This window comes from Eikenella longinqua (assembly GCF_001648355.1).
GTDB lineage: Bacteria > Pseudomonadota > Gammaproteobacteria > Burkholderiales > Neisseriaceae > Eikenella > Eikenella longinqua.
Map to the genome: position 1 here is coordinate 127,982 of NZ_LXSL01000028.1, position 22,172 is coordinate 150,153.

The 22,172-nt window shown below is 60.2% G+C and carries 19 protein-coding genes; 17 read left to right on the forward strand and 2 right to left on the reverse strand.

Annotation, left to right across the window (positions count from 1 at the left end; translation table 11 throughout):
- Positions 1-48: 48 nt before the first annotated feature.
- The 10 genes from A7P95_RS08095 (at position 49) to A7P95_RS08140 (ending at position 9,810) form a co-directional block, all read left to right on the forward strand.
- Entirely contained in the window at positions 49-1,053 is a 1,005-nt protein-coding gene (locus A7P95_RS08095) for an AAA family ATPase (RefSeq protein WP_067593758.1), read from the forward strand.
- A 9-nt stretch (positions 1,054-1,062) separates the two neighbouring features.
- The gene (locus tag A7P95_RS08100; protein ID WP_067593761.1) at positions 1,063-2,406 is read left to right on the forward strand and encodes a DUF58 domain-containing protein; all 1,344 of its coding nucleotides are present in this window, start codon (positions 1,063-1,065) and stop codon (positions 2,404-2,406) included.
- 703 nt (positions 2,407-3,109) lie between these two features.
- A complete protein-coding gene (gene aroG / locus A7P95_RS08105; RefSeq protein WP_067593764.1) occupies positions 3,110-4,162 on the forward strand; it encodes a 3-deoxy-7-phosphoheptulonate synthase AroG in 1,053 nt (350 codons plus the stop codon).
- A 183-nt stretch (positions 4,163-4,345) separates the two neighbouring features.
- A complete protein-coding gene (locus tag A7P95_RS08110; RefSeq protein ID WP_067593766.1) occupies positions 4,346-4,900 on the forward strand; it encodes an RDD family protein in 555 nt (184 codons plus the stop codon).
- Between the two features lie 255 nt (positions 4,901-5,155).
- Positions 5,156-5,848, forward strand: coding sequence for a GAF domain-containing protein (locus A7P95_RS08115; RefSeq protein WP_245636591.1), 693 nt, complete (start codon positions 5,156-5,158; stop codon positions 5,846-5,848).
- A 138-nt stretch (positions 5,849-5,986) separates the two neighbouring features.
- On the forward strand, positions 5,987-6,577 hold the full coding sequence (gene ribA / locus A7P95_RS08120) for a GTP cyclohydrolase II (protein ID WP_067593772.1): 591 nt from the start codon (positions 5,987-5,989) through the stop codon (positions 6,575-6,577).
- A gap of 209 nt (positions 6,578-6,786) precedes the next feature.
- Positions 6,787-7,272: a 2-C-methyl-D-erythritol 2,4-cyclodiphosphate synthase gene (gene ispF / locus A7P95_RS08125; RefSeq protein WP_067593775.1), complete on the forward strand. Its 486-nt coding sequence runs from the start codon at positions 6,787-6,789 to the stop codon at positions 7,270-7,272.
- A gap of 66 nt (positions 7,273-7,338) precedes the next feature.
- Complete coding sequence (locus tag A7P95_RS08130; protein ID WP_067593778.1) at positions 7,339-7,971, forward strand: hypothetical protein; 633 nt, start codon at positions 7,339-7,341, stop codon at positions 7,969-7,971.
- A gap of 117 nt (positions 7,972-8,088) precedes the next feature.
- The gene (gene rpiA / locus A7P95_RS08135) at positions 8,089-8,757 is read left to right on the forward strand and encodes a ribose-5-phosphate isomerase RpiA (RefSeq protein ID WP_067593781.1); all 669 of its coding nucleotides are present in this window, start codon (positions 8,089-8,091) and stop codon (positions 8,755-8,757) included.
- Between the two features lie 333 nt (positions 8,758-9,090).
- Positions 9,091-9,810, forward strand: a complete 720-nt coding sequence (locus tag A7P95_RS08140) for an SDR family oxidoreductase (protein ID WP_067593784.1) — start codon at positions 9,091-9,093, stop codon at positions 9,808-9,810.
- Between the two features lie 478 nt (positions 9,811-10,288).
- Here A7P95_RS08140 and trpB read toward each other — a convergent pair whose 3' ends face one another.
- Complete coding sequence (gene trpB, locus A7P95_RS08145) at positions 10,289-11,497, reverse strand: tryptophan synthase subunit beta (RefSeq protein ID WP_067593787.1); 1,209 nt, start codon at positions 11,495-11,497, stop codon at positions 10,289-10,291.
- Positions 11,498-11,654: 157 nt separating this feature from the next.
- Complete coding sequence (gene queA, locus A7P95_RS08150; protein ID WP_067593790.1) at positions 11,655-12,698, reverse strand: tRNA preQ1(34) S-adenosylmethionine ribosyltransferase-isomerase QueA; 1,044 nt, start codon at positions 12,696-12,698, stop codon at positions 11,655-11,657.
- 341 nt (positions 12,699-13,039) lie between these two features.
- On the opposite strand from queA, the gene A7P95_RS08155 reads away from it, so the two are divergent.
- The 7 genes from A7P95_RS08155 (at position 13,040) to A7P95_RS08185 (ending at position 22,145) form a co-directional block, all read left to right on the forward strand.
- The gene (locus A7P95_RS08155; protein WP_067593793.1) at positions 13,040-15,187 is read left to right on the forward strand and encodes an AsmA family protein; all 2,148 of its coding nucleotides are present in this window, start codon (positions 13,040-13,042) and stop codon (positions 15,185-15,187) included.
- Positions 15,184-16,737 (forward strand): FAD-dependent 5-carboxymethylaminomethyl-2-thiouridine(34) oxidoreductase MnmC1, encoded by a 1,554-nt coding sequence (gene mnmC1, locus A7P95_RS08160; protein ID WP_067593795.1) that lies wholly within the window; start codon positions 15,184-15,186, stop codon positions 16,735-16,737. Before A7P95_RS08155 ends, mnmC1 begins: the two co-directional genes overlap by 4 nt.
- Positions 16,738-16,745: 8 nt before the next feature.
- Positions 16,746-18,215, forward strand: a complete 1,470-nt coding sequence (locus A7P95_RS08165; protein WP_067593798.1) for a phospholipase D-like domain-containing protein — start codon at positions 16,746-16,748, stop codon at positions 18,213-18,215.
- A 385-nt stretch (positions 18,216-18,600) separates the two neighbouring features.
- Positions 18,601-19,482, forward strand: coding sequence for a metal ABC transporter substrate-binding protein (locus A7P95_RS08170; RefSeq protein WP_067593801.1), 882 nt, complete (start codon positions 18,601-18,603; stop codon positions 19,480-19,482).
- Entirely contained in the window at positions 19,482-20,429 is a 948-nt protein-coding gene (locus A7P95_RS08175) for an ATP-binding cassette domain-containing protein (RefSeq protein ID WP_067593804.1), read from the forward strand. The genes A7P95_RS08170 and A7P95_RS08175 overlap by 1 nt, the downstream gene beginning before the upstream one ends.
- Positions 20,423-21,298: a metal ABC transporter permease gene (locus tag A7P95_RS08180; RefSeq protein WP_067593807.1), complete on the forward strand. Its 876-nt coding sequence runs from the start codon at positions 20,423-20,425 to the stop codon at positions 21,296-21,298. Before A7P95_RS08175 ends, A7P95_RS08180 begins: the two co-directional genes overlap by 7 nt.
- The gene (locus tag A7P95_RS08185) at positions 21,291-22,145 is read left to right on the forward strand and encodes a metal ABC transporter permease (RefSeq protein WP_067593810.1); all 855 of its coding nucleotides are present in this window, start codon (positions 21,291-21,293) and stop codon (positions 22,143-22,145) included. The genes A7P95_RS08180 and A7P95_RS08185 overlap by 8 nt, the downstream gene beginning before the upstream one ends.
- Positions 22,146-22,172 lie beyond the last annotated feature (27 nt).

A 22,172-nucleotide genomic window follows, 5' to 3' on the forward strand; every position in this document is an offset into this window, starting at 1 on the left:
AACCCCACTCCGATTAATCAACAAACCCCCAACCCAAAGGATGATTCGATGACGGACATCAACTTTCCCCAGCCCGGCCAGCACACCGCCAACCCCGCCATGCAGCAGGGCGTGCGCGCCATCCAGGTGCTGCGCGCGCGGCTCAACGAAGTGCTCATCGGCCAGCAGCAGGTGGTGGACGAAGTGCTCACCGTATTCCTCGCCGGCGGCCATGTGCTGCTCGAAGGCGTGCCCGGCACAGGCAAAACCCTGCTCGTGCGCTCTCTGGCGCAAACCTTTGCCGGCGAGTTCCACCGCATCCAGTTCACGCCCGACTTGATGCCCTCCGACGTTACCGGCCACTACCGCTACGATGCGCACAACAGCCGCTTCGAGCTGCGTCAAGGCCCGGTGTTCACCCACCTCCTGCTCGCCGACGAAATCAACCGCGCCCCGGCCAAAACCCAATCCGCCCTGCTCGAAGTGATGCAGGAGCGCAGCGTAACGCTCGACGGCCACACCCACCACCTGCCCAGCCCCTTCATGGTATTGGCCACGCAAAACCCGATCGAGCAGGAAGGCACCTATCCGCTGCCCGAAGCCCAGCTCGACCGCTTTATGTTCAAGGTGATGATTGGCTATCCCGCCCCCGCCGACGAAGCGCGCATGGTGAGCGCCGTCATCAACAGCAACAACAACGACTTGCTCAGCAGCAGCCAGCCTGCCCATGTGTTTCAGCCGCAGCAGATCGAGCAGCTGAAGAAACTGGTGGCGCAGGTGGGCGTCGATCCGCAGATTATCGACTACACCGTGCGCCTGGTGGCCGCCACCCGCGATTGGCCGGCACTTTCCGTGGGCGCCGGGCCGCGTGCCGGCATCGCGCTCATCAGCTGCGCCCGCGCCTACGCGCTCCTGGCCGGCCGCGATTTCGTTACCCCCGACGACATCAAAGCCATCTGGCTGCCCGCCATGCGCCACCGCGTGCGCCTCTCCACCCAGATGGAGATGGAAGGCGTGCAGGTGGAGCAGGTGCTGAATGAACTGGCCGCTTCCGTGCCCGCGCCGCGCTTGTAAGGCCTGCCCATGAGACCGTCCAGACTGCTGGTGCTGCTGTTTGCCGCCCTGCTTGCCGTGTGCATAGCCGGCTGGCTGGCTGGCTACCTGAACGCAAACGTTGGCAACATCATCCAATATGTTGCCGGCGGCATCGCGCTGCTGCTTGCGCTTGCCGCGCTGGCGGACGCCCGCTGGCAGCGCCATCCGCCCGCGCCGAAATGGGAGCGCAACCTGCCGCACCAGTTTATCCAAGGCCGGCCGCACAGTGTGGAACTCACGCTCACCCCGCCCGCCCAAGGCCGCTGGCGGCAGGCGCAAACCCTGCTGGTGGCCGACCTCTTCCCACCCAACTGGCACACCAACACGCCGCACCTGCTCATCGACACGCAGCCCGGCCGCCTCTCCACCATCCGCTATCAAGTCACCCCCCGCCTGCGCGGCCGCGCCCGATTCGCCGGCATCGAATACTGGCTCGCCAGCCCGCTCGGCCTGTGGCAGCGGCGGCACCAGCAGGAGCTGGCCGACAAAGTGGACGTATTGCCCGATTTCAGCCGCATCCTCGGCGCCGATCTCATCGGCCTGCAACGCTGGCTTAACCTAGTGGGCGTGAAAAAACTGCCGCGCCTCGGCCTAGGGCAGGATTTCCACCAATTGCGCGACTACCAAGACGGCGACGACATCCGCAACATCGATTGGAAAGCCACCTCCCGCATGAGCCGCCCCATCGTGCGCACCTATCAAGACGAGCAAGACCAGCAGCTCATCTTCCTGCTCGACTGCGGCCGCAACATGCGCCTGCAAATGGAAGGCAAAAGCCACTTCGACCACGCCCTGCAAGCCATGCTGCTGCTTTCCTACACCGCACTCAAACACGGCGACGCCATCGGCATGCTCACCTTCGCCCATCCCGAAGCCCGCTTCGTGCCGCCGCACAAAGGCATGGAGCAGCTTGGCCGCCTCGTGCAGGGCGTGTTCGACATCGAGCCCTCGCAACAGGCCGCCGACTTTGAAAGCGCCGTCAACCTCTTGCTGCAAAAGCAGAAGCGCCGCGCCCTCGTCGTCGTGCTCTCCCACCTGAACCACGAAGACAGCCGCCACCTGCTGCAATACATCCAGCGCCTGCGCAAACACCACATGGTTCTGTTCGGCGGCCTGCGCCCCCTCGCCCCTGAAGAAGTGCGCCAACAGCCCGTGCGCAAAGAAGAAGACGCCCAAGCCTACCTCGGCGCCCTGCAATACGAAAGCCACGTGGCAGAAGCCATCCGCCACTTCGACGCCGCCCGCATCCACGCCATCAACGTGCTGCCCAACCAACTGAGCACCGAGCTCATCAACCGCTACCTCCAGCTCAAACGCCGCCAGGCCTGGTAGGGCAGGGCTGCCTGAAACCAGACAAGCGCAGCAAAGGCTACCTGAAAAATCGGCAAACTTTTCAGGTAGCCTTATGTAGCCTAAAAACATCAAACAGTATGTTTACTATTCATGTGCAGTGCTGTGCCGCCCCTGCTGGCGCAGCCGAACGGAGCGCGGTTTTTCGGGAAACAAGGGCTTGCATGTTCGAAGCGGCGAAGCCGCAAGTTGCGAGCTCGCCCGAAAAACCGTGCGGAGTGAGGGAAGTTTGCGCAGCAAACCTGTGCCCGCAGTCGCCTTTCTTTGCTTCCTTTCTTTGGCAAAGCAAAGAAAGGAAGTGCCCGCGCCGGCATGAGGCGCAAGAGTGAACAAAGCGCATCATAATGATGAAGTTGCCTGAAATTTGTTATTTGCCAGAAAATCCACCTCCTCTCCCGCGATAGAGGATTAGAAAGAGAGTCGGCAAACCAAAACTTTGCTTCCGCTCAAAGGCTACCTGAAAGCACAAGCCTCAACGCAGTTAAAACGAAGTTTCCGCAGGAAGCTGAGTTTCTGCGAAGCTAAAACCGCCAAGCGCCCAAACCCAAAATTTTCAGGTAGCCTCAAACAGATAGAAGCCGCCTGCCCACCCGCAACACCCTTTTGCCCCCAACACCCCTTGCCACAACCCCCGCCCCCAGTCCACAATAAGCCCCTTTCCCATCCCCAACACAACGGAACCACCATGACCCAACACCAACCCTTCGGCCGCACCGACGACGTACGCATCCGCAGCATCAGCGAGCTGCTCCCCCCCATCGCCCACCTCTACGAACTCCCCGTGAGCGAAGAAGCCGCCGAGCTCGTGGAAAACACCCGCCGCCAAATCGCCGACCTCGTGCACGGCCGAGACAACCGCCTGCTCGTTATCATCGGCCCCTGTTCCATCCACGATCCCAAAGCCGCCCTCGAATACGCCCGCCGCCTGCTCCCCCTTCGCAAAAAATACGAACGCGAGCTGCTCATCGTGATGCGCGTTTATTTCGAAAAACCCCGCACCACAGTCGGCTGGAAAGGCCTCATCAACGACCCCCACCTCGACGGCACCTTCGACATCAATTTCGGCCTGCGCCAAGCCCGCCGCCTGCTGCTCGACCTCAACAACCTCGGCATGCCCGCCTCAACCGAATTCCTCGACATGATCACGCCGCAATATTATGCCGACCTCATCTCCTGGGGCGCCATCGGCGCGCGCACCACCGAAAGCCAAGTGCACCGCGAGCTCGCCAGCGGCCTCTCCAGCCCCGTCGGCTTCAAAAACGGTACCGACGGCAACCTCAAAATCGCCATCGACGCCATCGGCGCCGCCTCCCACCCGCACCACTTCCTCTCCGTTACCAAAGCCGGCCACTCCGCCATCGTCCACACCGCCGGCAACCCCGACTGCCACGTTATCCTGCGCGGCGGCAAAGAGCCCAACTACAGCAGCGAACACGTGAAAGCCGCCGTCGCGCAGCTCGCCAAAGCCGGCGTTACGCCCAAACTGATGGTTGATTTCAGTCACGCCAACAGCCGCAAAGACTATACCCGCCAAATGGAAGTGGCCCGAGACGTGGCCGCCCAGCTCCAAAACGGCGAGCAAAACATCATGGGCATCATGGTGGAAAGCCACCTCGTGGAAGGCCGCCAAGACAAACCCGAAACCTACGGCCAAAGCATCACCGACGCCTGCATCGGCTGGGACACCACCGAAGAGCTGCTCGCCCTGATGGCCGAAGCCAACCGTGGTAGGGTGTGAACGAGGCTACCTGAAAAGCGAAGTTAAAAACGATAATATTTACAAATTCCCGCAAACTGTTAAAATCCACGCTCCCTCAACAACGTCTATTTAACAGCAGGGCAAAACAAAAATCAGGCAAACGATCCGGCTTTCCCGCCGCCGTTTGCCTCATTTTCATACACCGCCCGATGGAGAACACTCATGCAAGATTTCCGTGGAAACCCAAACGAAGACTTCCGCCAAGCCTACGCAGCCACCGCATTGGAACACGATGCCGATGAAATGGAAGTGGAGCTCGCTTCCCCTTGGCAACGGATAGGCGCCAGAATTGTGGATGTTTTACCCTTTGTCTGCATCCTTGTATTGGCTAGCATTTTGTTGCCGTTGCTGGCAGCGTCCGGGGTGGGCAAAGGGGGAGTGATAGCTTTGGCCGTCATTGCTATCGGGGCCTTCTTCGGCCTGTTGATTTACAACTTGGTCATCATGATGCGCGACGGCCAAAGCATCGGCAAAAAACTCGTGGGCATCCGAGTGATCACCGAAGACGGCGACAATCCCGGCTTCGTAAAATACGTGCTCGTACGCGAATTTGCCTACAATATGATTTTCACCATCATCGGCCTATTCAGCGAAAACTTGGGCAATCTATTAACACTCGTTGCCACCATCGTCTGCATCATCATGCTCTTCATGGAAAGCCGCAACCGCCAAACCCTGCAAGACTTGCTGGCCAAAACCCTGGTCATCAAAAACTAAGCCGCGTCAGCCAAGCCAAAGGCTGAAAGGCTACCTGAAAACCCCGGCTTTATCGCGGACGGATTTTCAGGTAGTCTCAATCATATTTTCGATTCGCAGAAACTCAGCCTTGCTTCGCAAGACATCGGTCCACTTCGTTGAAGCTTGCGCTTTTAGGTAGCCTTTAGCCAAACCGCAGGGCAGGGCGGCCATAGCCCGCCGCGCAAGTTAAGTTCACCCGCTATAAATTGTCATTTCCCCGCCCCGGCAGTATCATTGCCCACTTTCCCCACCGCCATCCCGCCAAAGAAAACCATGAGCGCCGAACTGATTCAAGACTACCTGCAAACCCAAGGCCTGAAACTGCCGCTCGAAGCCGTGCAAATCGCTATGCTCACCGCCGGCAGCGTGATGGCCGGGGGCAGGGCGGAAATCGAGCCCGAAATCTTGTGGTATCGCGACACAGAAGCCGCCCTGGCCGACCATCTGCCGCGTACCGAAGCGCGCCACGCCCTACTGCGCCAAATCTTTATGGCGCTCGATTCCGCTTATAGCGCCAGCCCCTGCCGCAGTGCCGCCGTGTATCTGCTGCCCGCGCCCGGCAAACTCGTCCAGCTCACCGCCCAAGGCGAGCCGCTGGAAAAGCTGCTTCCCGCAGAGCAGGATTTGGAAGCCGTGCAGATTGCCCACCTGGCCGCCCGCAGCGCCCAAACCGGCTGGCTCAACCAGATCCACAACGTTGCCCAATGGCTGCAAAACGGCGATTTCGCCGGCAGCCGCCACCGCCCCGGCAGCCAGCTTGCCGTGCCCGTGTGCGCGCCAAACGGCCGCGTGCTCGGCGTGGTATATTTGGAGCACGGGCAAACCGATGCCTTCGACGAATCCGCCCAAAGCCGTTGGATCGGCCTCGCCCTTGCTTTGGCCGAACCGCTGGCCGCCCTGTTGCAAGAAGAGAGCGAAACCAGCTAAAGGCTACCTAAAAGCGCAAGCTTCAACGAAGTGGACCGATGTCTTGCAAAGCAAGGCTGCGTTTCTGCGAAGCCAAAGCGCAAGCTTCCACAAAATGAAAACCATCCCCACAAACCACCGCACACACCAAGCCAAACCATGACCCCGCTCAAATACATTGCCTCCTGCCGCCTGCCCACCGAATATGGCGTTTTCACCATGCACGGTTTCGAGCAGCCCAACGGCCAAGAACACACCGCCCTGAGCATGGGCGACATCGCCAACGGCGAGCCCGTGCTCTCCCGCATCCACTCCGAATGCCTCACTGGCGACGCCCTGTTTTCGCAAAAATGCGACTGCGGCCCCCAGCTGCAAGCCGCCATGCAGGCCGTGCAGCGCGAAGGCCGCGGGCTGATTGTTTATCTGCGCCAGGAAGGGCGCGGCATCGGCCTCATCAACAAAATCCGCGCCTACGCCCTGCAAGACCAAGGCCTCGACACCGTAGAAGCCAACCTCGCCCTCGGCCTGCCCATCGACGCCCGCGACTTCACCCTCGCCCAAGCCATCTACCAGCACCTCGGCGTAAAGTCCATCCGCCTGCTCACCAACAACCCTAATAAAATCAGCATCATGGAGCAAAGCGGCATCCATATCGTCGAACGCGTCCCCCTACAAGTCGGCCGCAACCGCGAAAACACAGGCTACCTGAAAACCAAAGCCGCCAAACTCGGCCACCTCATCGACAACTGATTTTCAGGCAGCCCATCCGCACGCAGGGCAGGGCACATGCTCCGCCGCTTGGCCGCCATCATTTTTCAGGTAGCCTCCCGCCCGCGCCCAAAGGCTACCTGAAAAATAGCAGCCACTGAAAAATCATCCGCTTATTAAAGAGAGCAGGGCAGCACAAACGCCACGCTTCTCACAGCCCAACCCCATATCACCCACCCAAAGGCACCCAAATGACCCCATTCCGCATCGGCCAAGGCTACGACGTCCACCAGCTCGTCCCCGGCCGCCCCCTCATCCTCGGCGGCGTAACCATCCCCTTCGAAAAAGGCCTGCTCGGCCATTCCGACGCAGACGCCCTGCTGCACGCCGTCACCGACGCCCTGCTCGGCGCCGCCGCCCTCGGCGACATCGGCACCCATTTCCCCGACACCGCCGCCGAACACAAAGACGCAGACAGCCGCGCCCTCCTGCGCCAAGCCTATGCCGCCGTACAAGCCCAAGGCTGGCGCGCCGTAAACATCGACAGCACCATCATCGCCCAGCAGCCCAAACTGCGCCCCTATATCGACGCCATGCGCGCCAACCTCGCCACCGACCTCGGGCTACCTGAAAACCACATCAACATCAAAGCCAAAACCAACGAAAAACTCGGCTACCTCGGCCGCATGGAAGGCATCGAAGCCCAAGCCGTCGTATTGCTGGAAAAGGCTACCTGAAACCCAAACTGGTAGTCATTCCGTCCGGTTTTCAGGTAGCCGCATCACTCAAAGAAGCAAGTGATCATGAAATTTACCAACCTCCACCAAAATTTCATCCTCCTCTCCCCGCTCGCCATCAGGCAACATTTCGACAATCACGCCTTTTGGCCCGCCTTCATTGCCGAGCTCACCCCCTTCACCAGTAAAATCAAAGGCACACCCCGCATCGCCGCCAGCCAGTTCGACAATGGGCAAGAGCTCAAACTTGGCCGTTTATCATGGCGCGAAGAAAGCCTGCAAAAACTTGCCAACCACTACTACTGCAGCGCCAAGCCGGATATATTCTATTTCAGCTTCCTGCAAGCCTTTTTCCCCAGCCCCGTTACCTGCACAAAGCAAAACATGACACCCGGGATCAGCCTGATATGGCAACATAACTATGGCCGCCCTCACAGCGGCCTACTACTCAGCTTCCGTCAAGATTATTTCAACGAAATAGGCGTAACCGCCGTGCAAGTATCGCTTAGCCGCCTCAGCATACTGCTGCAAGCTGATTTACGCCTGCAAAAACAAACACAATATGCCTACCCAAGCGAGGCAGGCTTTCCTGGCGCATGGCAAGGCTGTATCATGGATTTACTTCCCGCCGATGCCGCAGAACTCACCGAAAGCGGCTGGAAGATCAACGAAGCCTTTGCCGATTGGGCAAAGTTTTGAATCACATCCATCCCAGTAAAAGGGCAGGGCGCCTGCTTACCTAAATCCCCGCCCCATAGTAGAATAAGGTTACCTGAAACCCAACAACCCGCCCGATTCCAGCCCAAGGAGAAACCCATGTCCGCCCAAGACCAACTCAAACGCATCGCCGCCGAAAAAGCCCTCGAATTCGTGCCCGAAAACGCCTACATCGGCATCGGCACCGGCAGCACCGTAAACTTCTTCATCGAAGCCCTGGCCGAGAGCGGCATCCGCATCAAAGGCGCCGTCTCCACCTCCAAAACCACCAGCAACCTATTGAAACAATACGGCATCCCGGAAGTTGCGCTCAACGAAGTAGACGAATTGCCCGTGTATATCGACGGCGCCGACGAAGTCAACCACAGCCTGCAAATGATCAAAGGCGGCGGCGGTGCGCTTTTGGCCGAAAAAATCGTTGCCAGCGCCGCCGACAAATTCGTCTGCATCGTAGATGAAAGTAAATACGTATCCCGCCTCGGCAAATTCCCCCTGCCCGTGGAAATCATCCCCGCCGCCCGCTCCCTCGTATCGCGCAAACTGCTCAAATTCGGCGGCACTCCCCAGCTGCGTATCGGTTTCACCACCGACAGCAACCACAAAATCGTCGATGTGCACGACATGCCCATCAACGAGCCGCTCAAACTCGAAGATGAAATCAACCGCATCCCCGGCGTGGTGGAAAACGGCCTCTTCGCCAGTCAGCCAGCCCACGTGCTGATCATCGGCCGCCCAAACGGCGCCGAAGTGATCAAAATCGGCGGCTGATTGCCCGGCATATCCCGCCAAACAGCAGGCTACCTGAAACCGGGGCAGGGCGGCGCACCACCCGTTGCCGCCCGCTTCCGAGCAAGAAAATAGGCATAGGGTAGGGCGCATGCCCATACCGCTATGCCGCTTCTATTCCGCAAAACCGTTTTTCAGGTAGCCTCAAGCAGCCAAAAGGCTGAAGGCTTGGCAAAATATCATTCATTCGGTTATAAAGGATTTCGCCAAGGCATCAGGCTACCTGAAAACGATGTTTCCGAAGGAAACAGAGTTTCTGCGAAGCTAAAACCCCAAGCCCGAACGCATCACCCAACGCATCAACAGAAAGCCCACATGAACAAACTGCAAGACCGAGTCATCCTCATCACCGGCGCCTCCCAAGGCATCGGCGCCGAAGCCGCCCGCGCCTGCGCCGAAGCCGGCGCCACCGTCGTATTGGTGGCCAGGCATCAGAAAAAACTAGAAAAAATCTACGATTCCATCGTTTCCGCCGGCTGCCCCGAGCCCTTTGCCGTCGTGTTCGACCTGCTCGCCGCCGAAGAAAAAGAATACGAACGCCTCGCCCAAGCCGTGGCCGAAGCCACCGGCGGCCGCCTCAACGGCATCATCCACAGCGCCGCCTATTTCTACGCCTTATCCCCGCTCGAATTCCAAACCGTGGCCGAATGGGTAAACCAATACCGCATCAACACCGTCGCCCCCATGGCGCTCACCCGCGCCTGCCTGCCCCTGCTGCAAGCCGCGCCCGACGCCTCCGTCGCCTTCATCGGCGAAAGCCACGGCGAAACCCCGCAAGCCTACTGGGGCGGCTTCGGCGCTTCCAAAGCCGCCTTAAACTACCTCTGCAAAGTTGCCGCCGACGAATGGGCGCGTTTCCCCAACCTGCGCGCCAACGTGCTCGTGCCCGGCGCCGTCAACTCCCCCCAGCGCATGAAAACCCACCCCGGCGAATCCCGCAGCGCCCGCCGCGAACCCAGCGAGCTCGCCCCCGATTTCGTGTATTGGATGAGCGAAGACAGCAAAGGCCGCAGCGGCGAGATTGTGTATCTCTAAGCACACCTGCCGATAATCAGCGCAAAAATTTTCAGGTAGCCTCAAGCGCACGAGGCTACCTGAAAATTTTTGTTTCCCGAAAGCTTGGTAACTGTTTGATGATCCAGCGGCAAGTTTCATATCCGCCGTTTGCTTGGTTTGATGAACAAACACCATTGCATCTGAGAATCGCAAACTTGCCAGCCAATATCTCCTCAAAGGCTGCCTGAAAAATATCCATGCCATCTTCAAAGCCATCCCGCCCAGCAACCATACAGCAAAAATCCCACAAACCTTGCCAACTTTTCAGCCTGATATAAAATACACCTTTACTAATATAAAACGAATGATACAAAAGTTCGCATAATGTATATTATGTGAAATTATGTGTTAGATGTTCGTAAACAGAAAAGCCGTCAAACTGGTTTCCTGGTTTGACGGCTTTGCTTTGTGTGGATTCAGCAGCGGTTAAGATGCCGCTGTCCTGCTTACGGCCGGATTATTCCAGGCCGAGTTTTTCCAGCGCGAAATCGATATCTTTGTCACCGCGGCCGGAGAGATTGACCAGCAGGCGTTTGCTACTGTCGAGCTCGGAGGCGCGGCGCAAGGCGTAAGCCACGGCGTGGGCGGATTCGAGCGCGGGGATGATGCCTTCTTCGCGCGACAAGGTGAGGAAGGCGGCGAGGCATTCGGCGTCGGTGGCGGTTTCGTAGCGGCCGCGGCCAATGTCTTTCAGGTGGCAGTGCTGTGGGCCGACGCCGGGGTAATCGAGCCCAGAGGCGATGGAATGCACGGCGGCGGGCGTGCCATCTTCGTTTTGCAGGTAGTAGCAGTTGAAGCCTTGGATGTTGCCGAATTGGCCTTTGCTCATGGTGGCGGCGTGGCGGCCGGGCTTGTCGAGGCCTTCGCCGGCGGGCTCGACGCCGACCAGGGCAACTTGTTTATCGTCAATGAAGGCGTTGAACAGGCCGATGGCGTTGGAGCCGCCGCCCACGCAGGCGATGACTTCGTCGGGCAAACCGCCCTGCTCCCGCTGGAATTGTTCGCGCGCTTCGTGGCCGACGATGCTTTGGAAATAGGCCACCATTTCGGGATACGGCGCGGGGCCGACCACGGAACCGATGGCAAACATGCTGCTGTCGATTTGCTCGAGATAGGCGGCAAACGCGCTGTCTACGGCTTCTTTGAGCGTGCCGGCACCGGCGGATACGGGCACGAGCTTGGCGCCGAGGATTTTCATGCGCGATACGTTGGGATGCTCTTTGGCGATATCGACCACGCCCATGTGGATTTCGCATTCGAGGCCGAGCAAAGCGGCGGCGGTGGCGAGGGCGACGCCGTGCTGGCCGGCGCCGGTTTCGGCGATGACTTTTTGCTTGCCGAGCTTTTTGGCCAGCAGGACTTCGCCGATGCAGTGGTTGATTTTGTGGGCGCCGGTGTGGTTGAGGTCTTCGCGTTTGAGGAAAATTTGGGCGCCGCGCCGGGAGAGGGTGCGGGCGTGGTAGATGGGGCTGGGGCGGCCGACGTAGGTGGCTTGCAGGCGTTTCATTTCGTTGATGAAATCGGCATCGCGGATGATGCTGTGGAAGCCGGCTTCGAGCTCGGCGAGGGCTTGCGCGAGGGCGGGATGGCCGATGCGGCCGCCGTGTTGGCCGAAGTTGCCTTGGGTGTCGGGGAGGACGAGGGGGTTGAGGTGTTCTTGGGGCATGGTTTTCTCCTTGTGGGGATGGACTGGATGAGAATGAAGCGATTTTCAGGTAGCCTTTTATTTCAGGTAGCCTGATGGTGTGCTACTTGCTTTTTCAGGTAGCCTTTTGTGCGGCTTGAGGCTACCTGAAAAATAATTCGGGAACACAGAAGTGTTTTCAGCCAATCTTTTCAACGCCTTCGGCACGGGTGAGCAGCATGGCGTCGCCGTAGCTGAAGAAGCGGTATTGCTGCCCGATGGCGTGGCGGTAGGCGGCGCGGATGTGTTCGACGCCGGAAAAGGCGCTCACGAGCATCAGCAGGGTGGATTTGGGCAGGTGGAAGTTGGTAATCAGGCCGTCGGCTACCTGAAAACGGTAGCCGGGGGTGATGAAGATGTCGGTGTCGCCGGCGCCGGCTTGCAAGCGGCCGCTTTGGGCGGCGGCTTCGAGGCTGCGCATGGAGGTGGTGCCGACTGCCCACACGCGTTTGCCGCTCGCTTTGGTTTCTGCTATGGCTTCAACGGTTTGGGTGGGGATGTTGTACCATTCTTTGTGCATTTTGTGTTCGGCAATTTTTTCGCTGCGCACGGGCTGGAAGGTGCCGGCACCCACGTGGAGGGTAACTTCGGCGTGGCGGATGCCTTTTTCTTGCAAGGCGGCGAGCAGCTCGGGGGTGAAGTGCAGGCCGGCGGTGGGGGCGGCTACGGCGCCTTGGTGTTTGGCGTAGATGGTTTGGTAGCGTTCGTCGTCGGCGGCATTGGCGGCGCGTTCGATGTAGGGCGGCAGGGGCAGGCGACCGGTTTGCTCGAGGATTTGGTACACATTGAGGCTACCTGAAAATTGCAGGCGGAAGAGTTCGCCGGCGCGCTCCTGCATTTGGGCTTGGATGCCGCCGTCAAACTGCAAAATGCTGCCGGGCTTGGGGGATTTGGAAGAGCGGATGTGCGCCAGGGCGGTGTGCTCGCCTTCCACGCGCTCAATCAGGGCTTCGATGCGGCCGCCGCTGGCTTTGTGCCCGAAAAGGCGGGCTTTCATGACTTTGGTGTTGTTGAACACGAGCAGGTCGCCTGCTTCGAGCAGGCCGGGCAGCTCGCCAAACTGCCTGTCTTGCAGGGGGCGGCCGGGGCGGGCGTCGAGCAGGCGGCTGCTGCCGCGCGTGGCGGGGGGCTGCTGGGCGATGAGGTGTTCGGGCAGGTGGAAATCGAAATCGGCAAGCTGCATGGTGCGCTCGGGCTGGGGGAAAAGGCGGCATTATATAACCATTCGGCGGGCTGTATCCCGATTTGGCTGAGGCTACCTGAAAATTTTGGGGTGGTGATTTTCAGGTAGCCTTAGTTATAGTGGATAAAATTTAAATCAGGACAAGGCGACGAAGCCGCAGACAGTACAGGTAGTACGGCAAGGCGAGGCAACGCAGTCCTGGTTTAAATTTCATCCACTATATTGCGCCGCCCTGCCCTGCCCGTTTTGCCCGCCTGTTCTGCAAAAATCGGCTAAAACCCTTGCCAGACGGGCTTAAAGCGGCTACCTTTCGGCTGGTTTGGATTCCTCCGCGCGGCTCAATGATGATTACACGGCTCTACTCCGGCAAATTCTGGCTGAAAACCCTGTTTTTCGGCCTGCTTGTGCCGTTGTTGGTGTGTTTGGGCGCGCATTTCGGGCTGCGGCACCTGTTTAGCGAGGCACATATCCGCCAAGCCGCCGATGCTGCGCTCTCGGGCAGCGGGCGCCAATTCGTGTTTCACGGCGGGCAAATCGAGCGCGGCTGGTTTCCCTACCCCCATGTGGTGCTGCACCAAGTGGGCCTCACCCGCCCGCAAAACCAAGGGCCGGCGCTGAATGCCGAATCGATGCAGATTTCGTTTGGCTGGTCGGCATTATGGGGCAGCACCGACATCCACAGCCTGAGCCTGAACGGCGCCACCGTATATATCCAGCAGCTGGAAAACGGGCGCTGGGAAGTGGCCGGCTTCACCGCTGACAGCTCAGGCAACCACGCCCTGCCCCAGCGCATCGAGCTCGACAACAGCAGCCTGCGCATCCAGTACGGCGAGCAAAAACAATCCCTGCGCCAGGTATCCGGCTTTATCGACCGCGGTAGCGGCAGCTTCGACCTCACAGCCAGCCTCTTCACCCCCCAAGAATACCGCCTGCAAGCCGCCGGCAGCTACGACGGCAGCCATATCGAGCAGCTCCAAGCCAGCCTCGCCGGCTACCTGCCCGGCGGCCAGCCCTTCACCGCCTCCTGGCAAGGCAACGCCGACTACACCGCCGAACAAAGCCGCCTCAACACCCAAGAAGGCCGGCTCAGCATGCAGATTCCCGGCTGGGCGCTCAGCTTCACCGGCAACACCCGCAACTGGCAGATTTCCCCCGCCGGCATCGTCCTGCCCGAAACCCACATCGTCTTCACCAGCGAGCCCGAATCCGGCCAAGACAGCGCCGCCCCGCTCCACTCCGGCAGCGGCAGCATCAACAAAGCCGCCTACCATTACCCCAGCCGCACCCTCGAAATCGGCGGTTTCCAAATCAACGGCACCTTCGAGCAAAGCGGCGCCAGCAGCAGCTACAGCGCCAACGGCCAATTCCAAACCCTGCCCGATGGCGGCTTCCAAGCCGACAACCTCTTCCTCAACACCCGCCACACCGCCACCCCCCGCAGCATGCCCTCCTGGGTAGGCCAATGGCGCGGCAGCATCGCCGGCAAAGCAGACGGCTGGCAGGCACAGCTGCAAGGCAGCCTCGACAACAACGAAGGCTACCTGAAAATCTCCGGCCGCCCCGGCGAAGAGAACTACACCATCGACGCCGAAGCTCGCCTGGCCAAACTCTCCCTCAACGGCTACCTCCCCGACAGCGGCAACCCCGAAGACACCGCCGAGCCCCTCTGGCTCAAATACTGGCCGCAAGCCCTGCGCCGCCGCCAAATCCGGCTCACCCTCGACGTCGGCACCCTCGAAAGCGCCGGCCTGCAAATCCAAAACTTCCACTCTGCCCTACAGCTCGACGCCCAACAACTGCGCGCCGAATCCATCCGCATGCAGCTCTACGAGGGCCAAGCCACCGGCAGCGCCACCCTCCATTCCGGCAGCCGCCCCAAATGGGAAGCCGCCCTCCACTTCAGCAACATCCAAATCAAACCCCTGCTGCAAGACGCCTTCCGCTTCAACCACCTCAGCGGCCGCGGCAACGCCACCTTCCAAATCGGCGCCGAAGGTCTCAACCGCAGCGAATGGCACACCACCCTCGCCGGCCAAGGCCAAATCATGCTCGACAACGGCGCCTGGCAGGGCATCAACCTTGGCAAACTCCTCAACCAGCCCGCCAACCTCCCCGCCCAAAGCCTCATCCGCTACAACGCCGAAAGCAGTACCCCCTTCCGCCACTTCAACATCGAAGCCAGCGTAGAAAACAGCATCGGCACCACCCCCCGCCTCAGCCTCAGCAGCGACAGCCTCAACCTCAGCGGCCAAGGCAACTTCGACATCCGCAACAACACCCTCAACTACGCCATCCTCGCCAGTGCCGGCCACGGCCTGTGGCTGCCCCTCAAAATCAACGGCAGCATCAGCCGCCCCAGCTTCGCCCTCGACTACCAACGCATCACCGGCAACCTGCAAACCCCCGAGCAAAAACAGCGCGCCCTGCAAGACGTGCTGCAACAGCAGTGGCAATGGATACAAAAACTCCCCGAAAACACCCAACCATGACCCCAGCCCTCATCTGGCAAAGCATCCCCGCCGAGCAGGAACTTGCCGCCGCCCTCCTTCGCTATCCCCAAGCTGCCTGCATTTTTCTCAGCGACGATTTTTCAGGTAGCCTCCAGCAGCCCGGAAAAGGCTACCTGAAAACCTGCGCCGCCCCCGCCGCCAACTTCATCCCCGTCCACACCAATCCGCTGCAACGCGACCTCTACCTGCTGCCCGCCTCCGCCGCCGAAACCTTGCAACAATACGGCTTCGGCACACTGCTCTGGCAAAACCGCCCGCCCGCGCCACAGCAACCGTGCCAAAATAAACCCTGGCAAATCGCCCCGCCGCCCCTGCCGATCGAGCGCGTGCTGATTATCGGCGGCGGCATCGCCGGAGCCGCCACCGCCCACGCCCTCGCCCGCCGCGGCATCGAAAGCCTGATCCTCGAACAAGAAGCGCAGCCCGCCCGCGCCGGCTCCGGCAACCGCCAAGGCCTGCTCTACGCCAAAATCTCCGCCCACCCCACCCTGCAAACCCGCCTCCTGCTCGGCAGCTACGGCTACAGCCGCCGCCTGCTCGAACACGTCCTGCCCGCCAGCCCCGATTGGCAGCCCTGCGGCGTATTGCACCTCAACCACAACGAAGGCGAAACCCGCCGCAACCGCCAGCTGGCCGCAAAAAGCGCCAACCGCCATCTGTATCACGCCGTGAGCGCCGCAGAAGCCGCCGCCCTGGCCGGCATCCCGCTGGCCGGGCAAGACGGCCTGTTTTGGCCGCAAGGCGCGTGGCTCAACCCGCCCGCCTTCGCCGCCGCCCTGCTCGAATCTCCCCGCATCCGCCTGCTCACCCGACACCGCCTCACCGGTCTGCAACGCCACGGTAAGGAATGGCGGCTGGCCGTCAACACCCCGCAAGGCGAGCAAATTTTTTCAGGTAGCCACATCATCTTCTGCTGCGGTGCCGAGCAATTGGCCGATATTTTGCCCGAAGCCCTGCCGCTGCAATTTATCCGCGGCCAAACCAGCCTGGCCGGCGCCTCGCCCTTCAGCCGACGCCTGCGCTGCGCCCTGAGCGCCGACGGCTACATCTCGCCCGAATACCTCGGCCAACACTGCTTCGGCGCCAGCTTCGTGCCCAACAGCCGCAGCAGCGCCATCGTTTCCGCCGAAGATGATGCCAACCACGCCAAACTCGCCCGCCTCTCGCCCGAGCTGGCCGCCGCCCTGCCTAACTACCAAGCCGGCCACGCCGCCGTGCGCGCCGACTGCTACGACCACCTGCCCGCCGTGGGCGCACTGGGCGACTGGGCGGCCATGCGCCTGCAATACGCCAAGCTCGCGCACGACAAAAACTACCCCCTGCCCGAGCAGCCCTGCCCCCATCTGCCCGGCCTGTTTGCCAACAGCGGCCACGGCAGCCGCGGCCTGGCCACCGCCCCGCTGTGCGGCGAGCTGGTGGCGGCGCAAATGCTCGGCCAGCCGCTGCCCGCCGAGCCGAAAGTGGCCGCCGCGCTTGCGCCCAACCGCCTGCTCATCCGCCAAATCATCCATCATCAAACCGCTTTGTAATCAAACTTATGCCGCACAACCAACAAAATTTCTTCGCCCAGCCGCACCCGCTGCTGGAGCAGCTCCGCGCCCGTTCCGGCAGCAGCGAAATGCAGGCCGGCAATTCGGTGGTGCTGCTGAAAGACAGCGGCGAAAACTTCCCCGCCTGGCTGGAAGCGATTGAGGCGGCGGAAGAATATGTGCTGATTGAAATGTATATTTTTGCCGCCGACGGTTTCGGCCGCCGCCTGCGCGATTTGCTGATAGAAAAATGCCGGCAGGGCGTGCGCGTGGTGTTGGTGTACGACTGGCTGGGCAGCCTGTGGCCGGTGTTACGCTGCTTTTTTGCGCCGCTCAAGCAGGCGGGTGCAGACGTGGTGGCCTACAACCCGCTCGGTTTCGCCAGCGGCTTCGGCCTGTTTTCGCGCGATCACCGCAAATCGATTGTGATCGACGGGCACACGGCTTTCGTGGGCGGGCTGTGCGTGTCGTCGGCGTGGGAGGGCAACCCGGCCGAGGGCGTGGCGCCGTGGCGCGACACGGGCTTGAAGCTGCAAGGGCCGGCGGTGGGCGAAGTGATTCAGGCTTTGTCCGACACCTTGCGCTCGCAGGGCAGAAGGCTACCTGAAAATATCCGCCGCCGCGGCCGCGAGCATGCCGGCACGGTGCGCGCGGGCGTGATTGCCACCACGCCGAGCAACAATAACATGATGCGGCTGGATTTAAACGCGCTGGCGCTGGCCAACCGCAACCTGTGGCTCACCGACGCCTATTTCATGCCCACCCGCCTCTACACCCAGGCGCTCATCAACGCCGCCAACGACGGCGTGGACGTGCGCATCCTGGTGCCGCGCACTTCCGACATCCGCTGGATCGGCCGCGTGTCGCGCACGCGCTACCGCAGCCTGCTCGAAGCCGGCGTGCGCGTGTTTGAGTGGAACGGGCCGATGATTCACGCCAAAAGCGCCATCGCCGACGGCCAGTGGGCGCGAGTGGGCTCCACCAATCTGAACTTCGCCAGCTGGCACATCAACCGCGAATTAGACGTGGTAATCGAAGACCCGGTAGTGGTGCGGCAGTTGGAGCAGATGTTTTTGGAAGACCTCAGCAACGCCACCGAAATCGTGCTCAACGAAAGCGAACGACGCGCCGCCATCCAGCGCCGCCACCTGATGCTCTCGCGCCGCCGCATCACCAACCGCCAGCAGGCGCAGGCCGCCGCGCGCCAGCTCTTGCAGCTCTCCAGCGTGTTTCGCGGCAATTTCTACGGCACGCGCACGGTAGACGAAAACGAAGCCAAGTCTTACCTGAGCTTGGGCATTGCCATGCTGGCGGTGGTGGCGCTGCTGTGGTTTGCGCCCTATATCTTGGTGGCGCCGGTGATGTTTCTGCTGCTGGCCAGCGGCCTTTCCACCACCATCCACGCCGTGCGCCAGCTCCTACGGTTCCGCCGGCAGAAAAAATCTGCCGATACGGCAAACAAGCCGCCGCCCGCCTAAGCAGGCAAGAGGCTACCTGAAAAAATAAATTCAGCGTATTCGCTAAACTAAGCCTGCGTTGCCCTTCCTTATCCTGATTCATACTGAATCCGATATCAGTTTGCTTTGCGCTTTATTTTTCAGGTAGCCCTACCGATTTTCAGGTAGCCTCTAAACATTTAAATCGGCAAAGCCGCCATAGCCCTTAGCTATGATTACTGGAAATGTTGGGCGGAATCGGCATAAAATAGCCCTACATTAAATATGGCTATTGATTTCTATCAGAGTGATAGATTCTTTCTTTCTATTATTGATAGCAATTCCTATTTGATATACTATACGGCGCAGGCTGATGCCTATACCGAAGCAATATCGTTCAAGCGAAATTTAAGTTTAGGAGAAAACAATGCGTCGATTTTTATCCGTGCTGTGCGTGTTGGCCGCCATGGGCGCCGCCGCGCCGGCCTATGCCAAATTCAAAGTGGTCACCACCTTCACCGTCATCCAAGACATCGCGCAAAACGTGGCGGGTGATGCGGCCACGGTGGAATCGATTACCAAGCCCGGCGCGGAAATCCACGACTACCAGCCCACCCCGCAAGACATCGCCAAAGCCCAATCCGCCGACTTGGTGTTGTGGAACGGGCTGAACCTGGAGCGCTGGTTTGAGCGCTTCTTCCAAAACGTGCGCAACAAGCCGGCAGTGGTGGTTACCCAAGGCATCACGCCGATGTCGATCCACGAAGGCCCCTACCGCGGCACGCCCAATCCGCATGCCTGGATGTCTACGCGCAATGCTTTAACTTATGTTGAAAACATTAAAAACGCGTTAATCAAACACGACCCGCGCAACGCCGCCACCTACACCCGCAACGCCGCCGCCTACGCCCAGCGCATCCGCAACTTAGATCGCCCGCTGCGCGAAAAACTGGCGCGCGTGCCGCAAAACCAGCGCTTTTTGGTAACCAGTGAAGGCGCCTTCAGCTATCTGGCGCGCGATTACGGCTTCAAAGAAGTGTATCTGTGGCCGATCAACGCCGAGCAGCAGGGCACGCCGCAGCAGGTGCGCCGCGTGATCAATACCGTGCGGCAAAACCATATCCCGGTGGTGTTCAGCGAGAGCACCGTGTCGCCGCGCCCGATGCGCCAAGTGTCGCGCGAAACCGGCGCCAAATACGGCGGCGTGCTGTATGTGGATTCGCTTTCCGCCAAAAACGGCCCGGTGCCCACTTATCTCGACCTGCTCAACACCACGGTTTCCACCATTGTTAGAGGATTCGGAAAATAATGCCAAACCAACCCGCTGCCTCCATCCGCGTTGAATCGGTAACGGTTCGCTACAGCAACGGCCACACCGCCATCCGCGACGTGTCTTTCTCTCTGGAAGGCGGCACCACCTGCGCCTTAGTGGGCGTGAACGGCAGCGGGAAATCCACCCTGTTTAAAAGCCTGATGGGGCAAATCAAGCCGCGCGAGGGCGAAATCCGCCTGTGCGGCTTGCCCGTGTTGCAGGCACTCAAGCACAACCTGGTGGCCTATGTGCCGCAGAGCGAGGAAGTGGATTGGCAATTTCCGGTGTCGGTGTACGACGTGGTGATGCAGGGGCGTTATGGCTACCTGAATTTTCTGCGCCTGCCCAAAGCGGAAGACAAACGCAAGGTGCAGGAAGCGATGGAGCGGGTGAACATCGCACACTTGGCGCACCGGCAAATCGGCGAGCTTTCCGGCGGGCAAAAGAAACGCGTGTTTCTGGCGCGCGCGCTGGCGCAGCAGAGCAAAATCATCCTGCTGGATGAGCCCTTCACCGGCGTGGACGTGAAAACCGAAGACGCGATTGTGGAGCTGCTCGGCCAGCTGCGCGCGCAGGGGCACCTGATTTTGGTGTCCACCCACAACCTCGGCATGGTGCCCGATTTCTGCGACCAAGTGGTGATGATCAACCGCACTGTATTGGCCGCCGGCAGCACCGAAAGCACTTTCAACCAGCACAACCTCGAGCTGGCCTTCGGCGGCGTGCTGCGCCACTTCCGACTCTCCGGCAGCCACCTGCACGACGACGAAGACCAGCGCGTGGTTACCGTGCTCACCGACGACGAACGCCCCGCCGTGTTCTACGGCCAAACCAAAAACGACCCGCCTGCCGTGCCCTGCTGCAACGGCGCCAAGGCCGGCTGTGCGGAGCAGTCCGCTGAAAATGCGGATAAAAATGAAAACGCGGGAGAAGGCTCATGCTAGAAATGCTGCTGGAGCCGTTTGCCTACGAATACATGGTGAAGGCCATCGTGCTGAGCGCGGCGGTGGGCGGAATTTGCGCGTTTTTGTCGGCTTATCTGATGCTTAAGGGCTGGTCGCTGATTGGCGATGCGCTGTCGCACTCGGTGGTGCCCGGCGTGGCGGTCACTTATGCGCTCGGTCTGCCCTATTCCGCCGGCGCGTTTGTGTCAGGCATTTTGGCGGCGCTGTCGATTTTGTGGATTAAGGCACTGACCCACCTGAAAGAAGACGCCATTATCGGCTTTATTTTCACCACCTTCTTCGCGGTCGGGCTGTTTATCGTGTCGGTGAACCCGACTTCGGTAAACGTGCAGGAAATCGTGCTCGGCAATATTTTGGGCATTGCCGACGAAGATATTTTTCAGGTAGCCATCATCATCGGCGTGTGCCTGCTGTTTTTGCTGCTCACCTGGAAAAACCTGCTCCTGGTGTTTTTTGATGAAACGCAGGCGGTGGCGGTGGGGCTGTCGCCGCTGCGCTATAAGATTTTGTTTTTCTGCCTGCTCAGCGCCTGCGTGGTGGCCGCGCTGCAAACCGTGGGCGCGATTTTGGTGATTGCTATGGTGATCACGCCCGGCGCCACCGCCTACCTGCTCACCGACCGCTTCGGCAAGCTGGCGCTGATTGCCGTGGCGCTGGGCATCGGCACGTGCGCCGTTGGCGCCTACATCAGCTTTTTCCTCGACGGCGCCACCGGCGGCGTGATTGTGTGCCTGCAAACCCTACTGTTTTTGCTGGCTTTTGTGTTTGCGCCCAAATACGGCCTGCTGCGGCAGAAGTTCGGCGCCATGCCGCCCATCGAAGAAGAAACGGAGGCCGGCCGTGTCTGAAATCATCAATTGGTTTGCCGAGCCGCTGGCCTTCCCCTTTATGCAAAATGCGCTGCTCACCGCGCTGATTGTGTCCATCACCTGCGGGCTGCTCTCCTGCTATCTGGTGCTCAAAGGCTGGTCGCTGATGGGCGACGCGGTGTCGCATGCTGTGCTGCCCGGCATCGTGGTGGCATTTGTGCTCGGTATTCCGCTGGCCGCGGGCGCATTTGCTTCCGGGCTCTTGTGTTCGGTGGGCGTGGGCTACCTGAAAAACAACAGCCGCCTAAAGGAAGATACGGTGATGGGCATCGTGTTTTCCGGCATGTTTGCGCTTGGTATCGTGTTATTTACCAAAGTGGAAACCGACCAACACCTCACCCATATCCTGTTTGGCAACGTGCTGGGCGTGAGCCGCGAAGAGCTGCTGCAAACCTTCGCCATCTGCGCCGCCGTGGCGCTGCTTATCCTGCTGAAACGGCGCGATTTCCTGCTCTACTGCTTCGACCCCACGCAAACCCGCATCGCCGGCCTGCACCCGCAGCTCTTGCACTACGGCCTGCTCACCCTGCTCGCCCTCACCATCATCACCGCCATGCAGGTGGCCGGCGTGGTGCTGGTGGTGGCCATGCTCATCTCCCCCGGCATCACCGCCTTCCTGCTCACCAAACGCTTCGACCGCATGATGATCATCGTCGTGTTCGCCTCCGTGTTCACCAGCCTGGCCGGCACCCTGCTCAGCTACCACCTCAATTCTGCCACCGGCCCCAGCATCGTCATCTTGCAGGCCATCTTATTCGTGCTCGCGCTGGGCTGGGCCAAACTGCGGCAGGCGTTTGACAAAAAAGAAGAAACCGCTGCCGAATGAATAGAGGCTACCTGAAATTTTTCAGGT

Excerpts from the sequence above, each read along its gene's own strand:
- A7P95_RS08095 (WP_067593758.1), top strand. The coding sequence starts at position 49 with ATGACGGACATCAACTTTCCCCAGCCCGGCCAGCACACCGCCAACCCC.
- A7P95_RS08100 (WP_067593761.1), top strand. The coding sequence starts at position 1,063 with ATGAGACCGTCCAGACTGCTGGTGCTGCTGTTTGCCGCCCTGCTTGCC.
- aroG (WP_067593764.1), top strand. The coding sequence starts at position 3,110 with ATGACCCAACACCAACCCTTCGGCCGCACCGACGACGTACGCATCCGC.
- A7P95_RS08110 (WP_067593766.1), top strand. The coding sequence starts at position 4,346 with ATGCAAGATTTCCGTGGAAACCCAAACGAAGACTTCCGCCAAGCCTAC.
- ribA (WP_067593772.1), top strand. The coding sequence starts at position 5,987 with ATGACCCCGCTCAAATACATTGCCTCCTGCCGCCTGCCCACCGAATAT.
- ispF (WP_067593775.1), top strand. The coding sequence starts at position 6,787 with ATGACCCCATTCCGCATCGGCCAAGGCTACGACGTCCACCAGCTCGTC.
- A7P95_RS08130 (WP_067593778.1), top strand. The coding sequence starts at position 7,339 with ATGAAATTTACCAACCTCCACCAAAATTTCATCCTCCTCTCCCCGCTC.
- rpiA (WP_067593781.1), top strand. The coding sequence starts at position 8,089 with ATGTCCGCCCAAGACCAACTCAAACGCATCGCCGCCGAAAAAGCCCTC.
- A7P95_RS08140 (WP_067593784.1), top strand. The coding sequence starts at position 9,091 with ATGAACAAACTGCAAGACCGAGTCATCCTCATCACCGGCGCCTCCCAA.
- trpB (WP_067593787.1), bottom strand. The coding sequence starts at position 11,497 with ATGCCCCAAGAACACCTCAACCCCCTCGTCCTCCCCGACACCCAAGGC.
- queA (WP_067593790.1), bottom strand. The coding sequence starts at position 12,698 with ATGCAGCTTGCCGATTTCGATTTCCACCTGCCCGAACACCTCATCGCC.
- A7P95_RS08155 (WP_067593793.1), top strand. The coding sequence starts at position 13,040 with ATGATGATTACACGGCTCTACTCCGGCAAATTCTGGCTGAAAACCCTG.
- mnmC1 (WP_067593795.1), top strand. The coding sequence starts at position 15,184 with ATGACCCCAGCCCTCATCTGGCAAAGCATCCCCGCCGAGCAGGAACTT.
- A7P95_RS08165 (WP_067593798.1), top strand. The coding sequence starts at position 16,746 with ATGCCGCACAACCAACAAAATTTCTTCGCCCAGCCGCACCCGCTGCTG.
- A7P95_RS08170 (WP_067593801.1), top strand. The coding sequence starts at position 18,601 with ATGCGTCGATTTTTATCCGTGCTGTGCGTGTTGGCCGCCATGGGCGCC.
- A7P95_RS08175 (WP_067593804.1), top strand. The coding sequence starts at position 19,482 with ATGCCAAACCAACCCGCTGCCTCCATCCGCGTTGAATCGGTAACGGTT.
- A7P95_RS08180 (WP_067593807.1), top strand. The coding sequence starts at position 20,423 with ATGCTAGAAATGCTGCTGGAGCCGTTTGCCTACGAATACATGGTGAAG.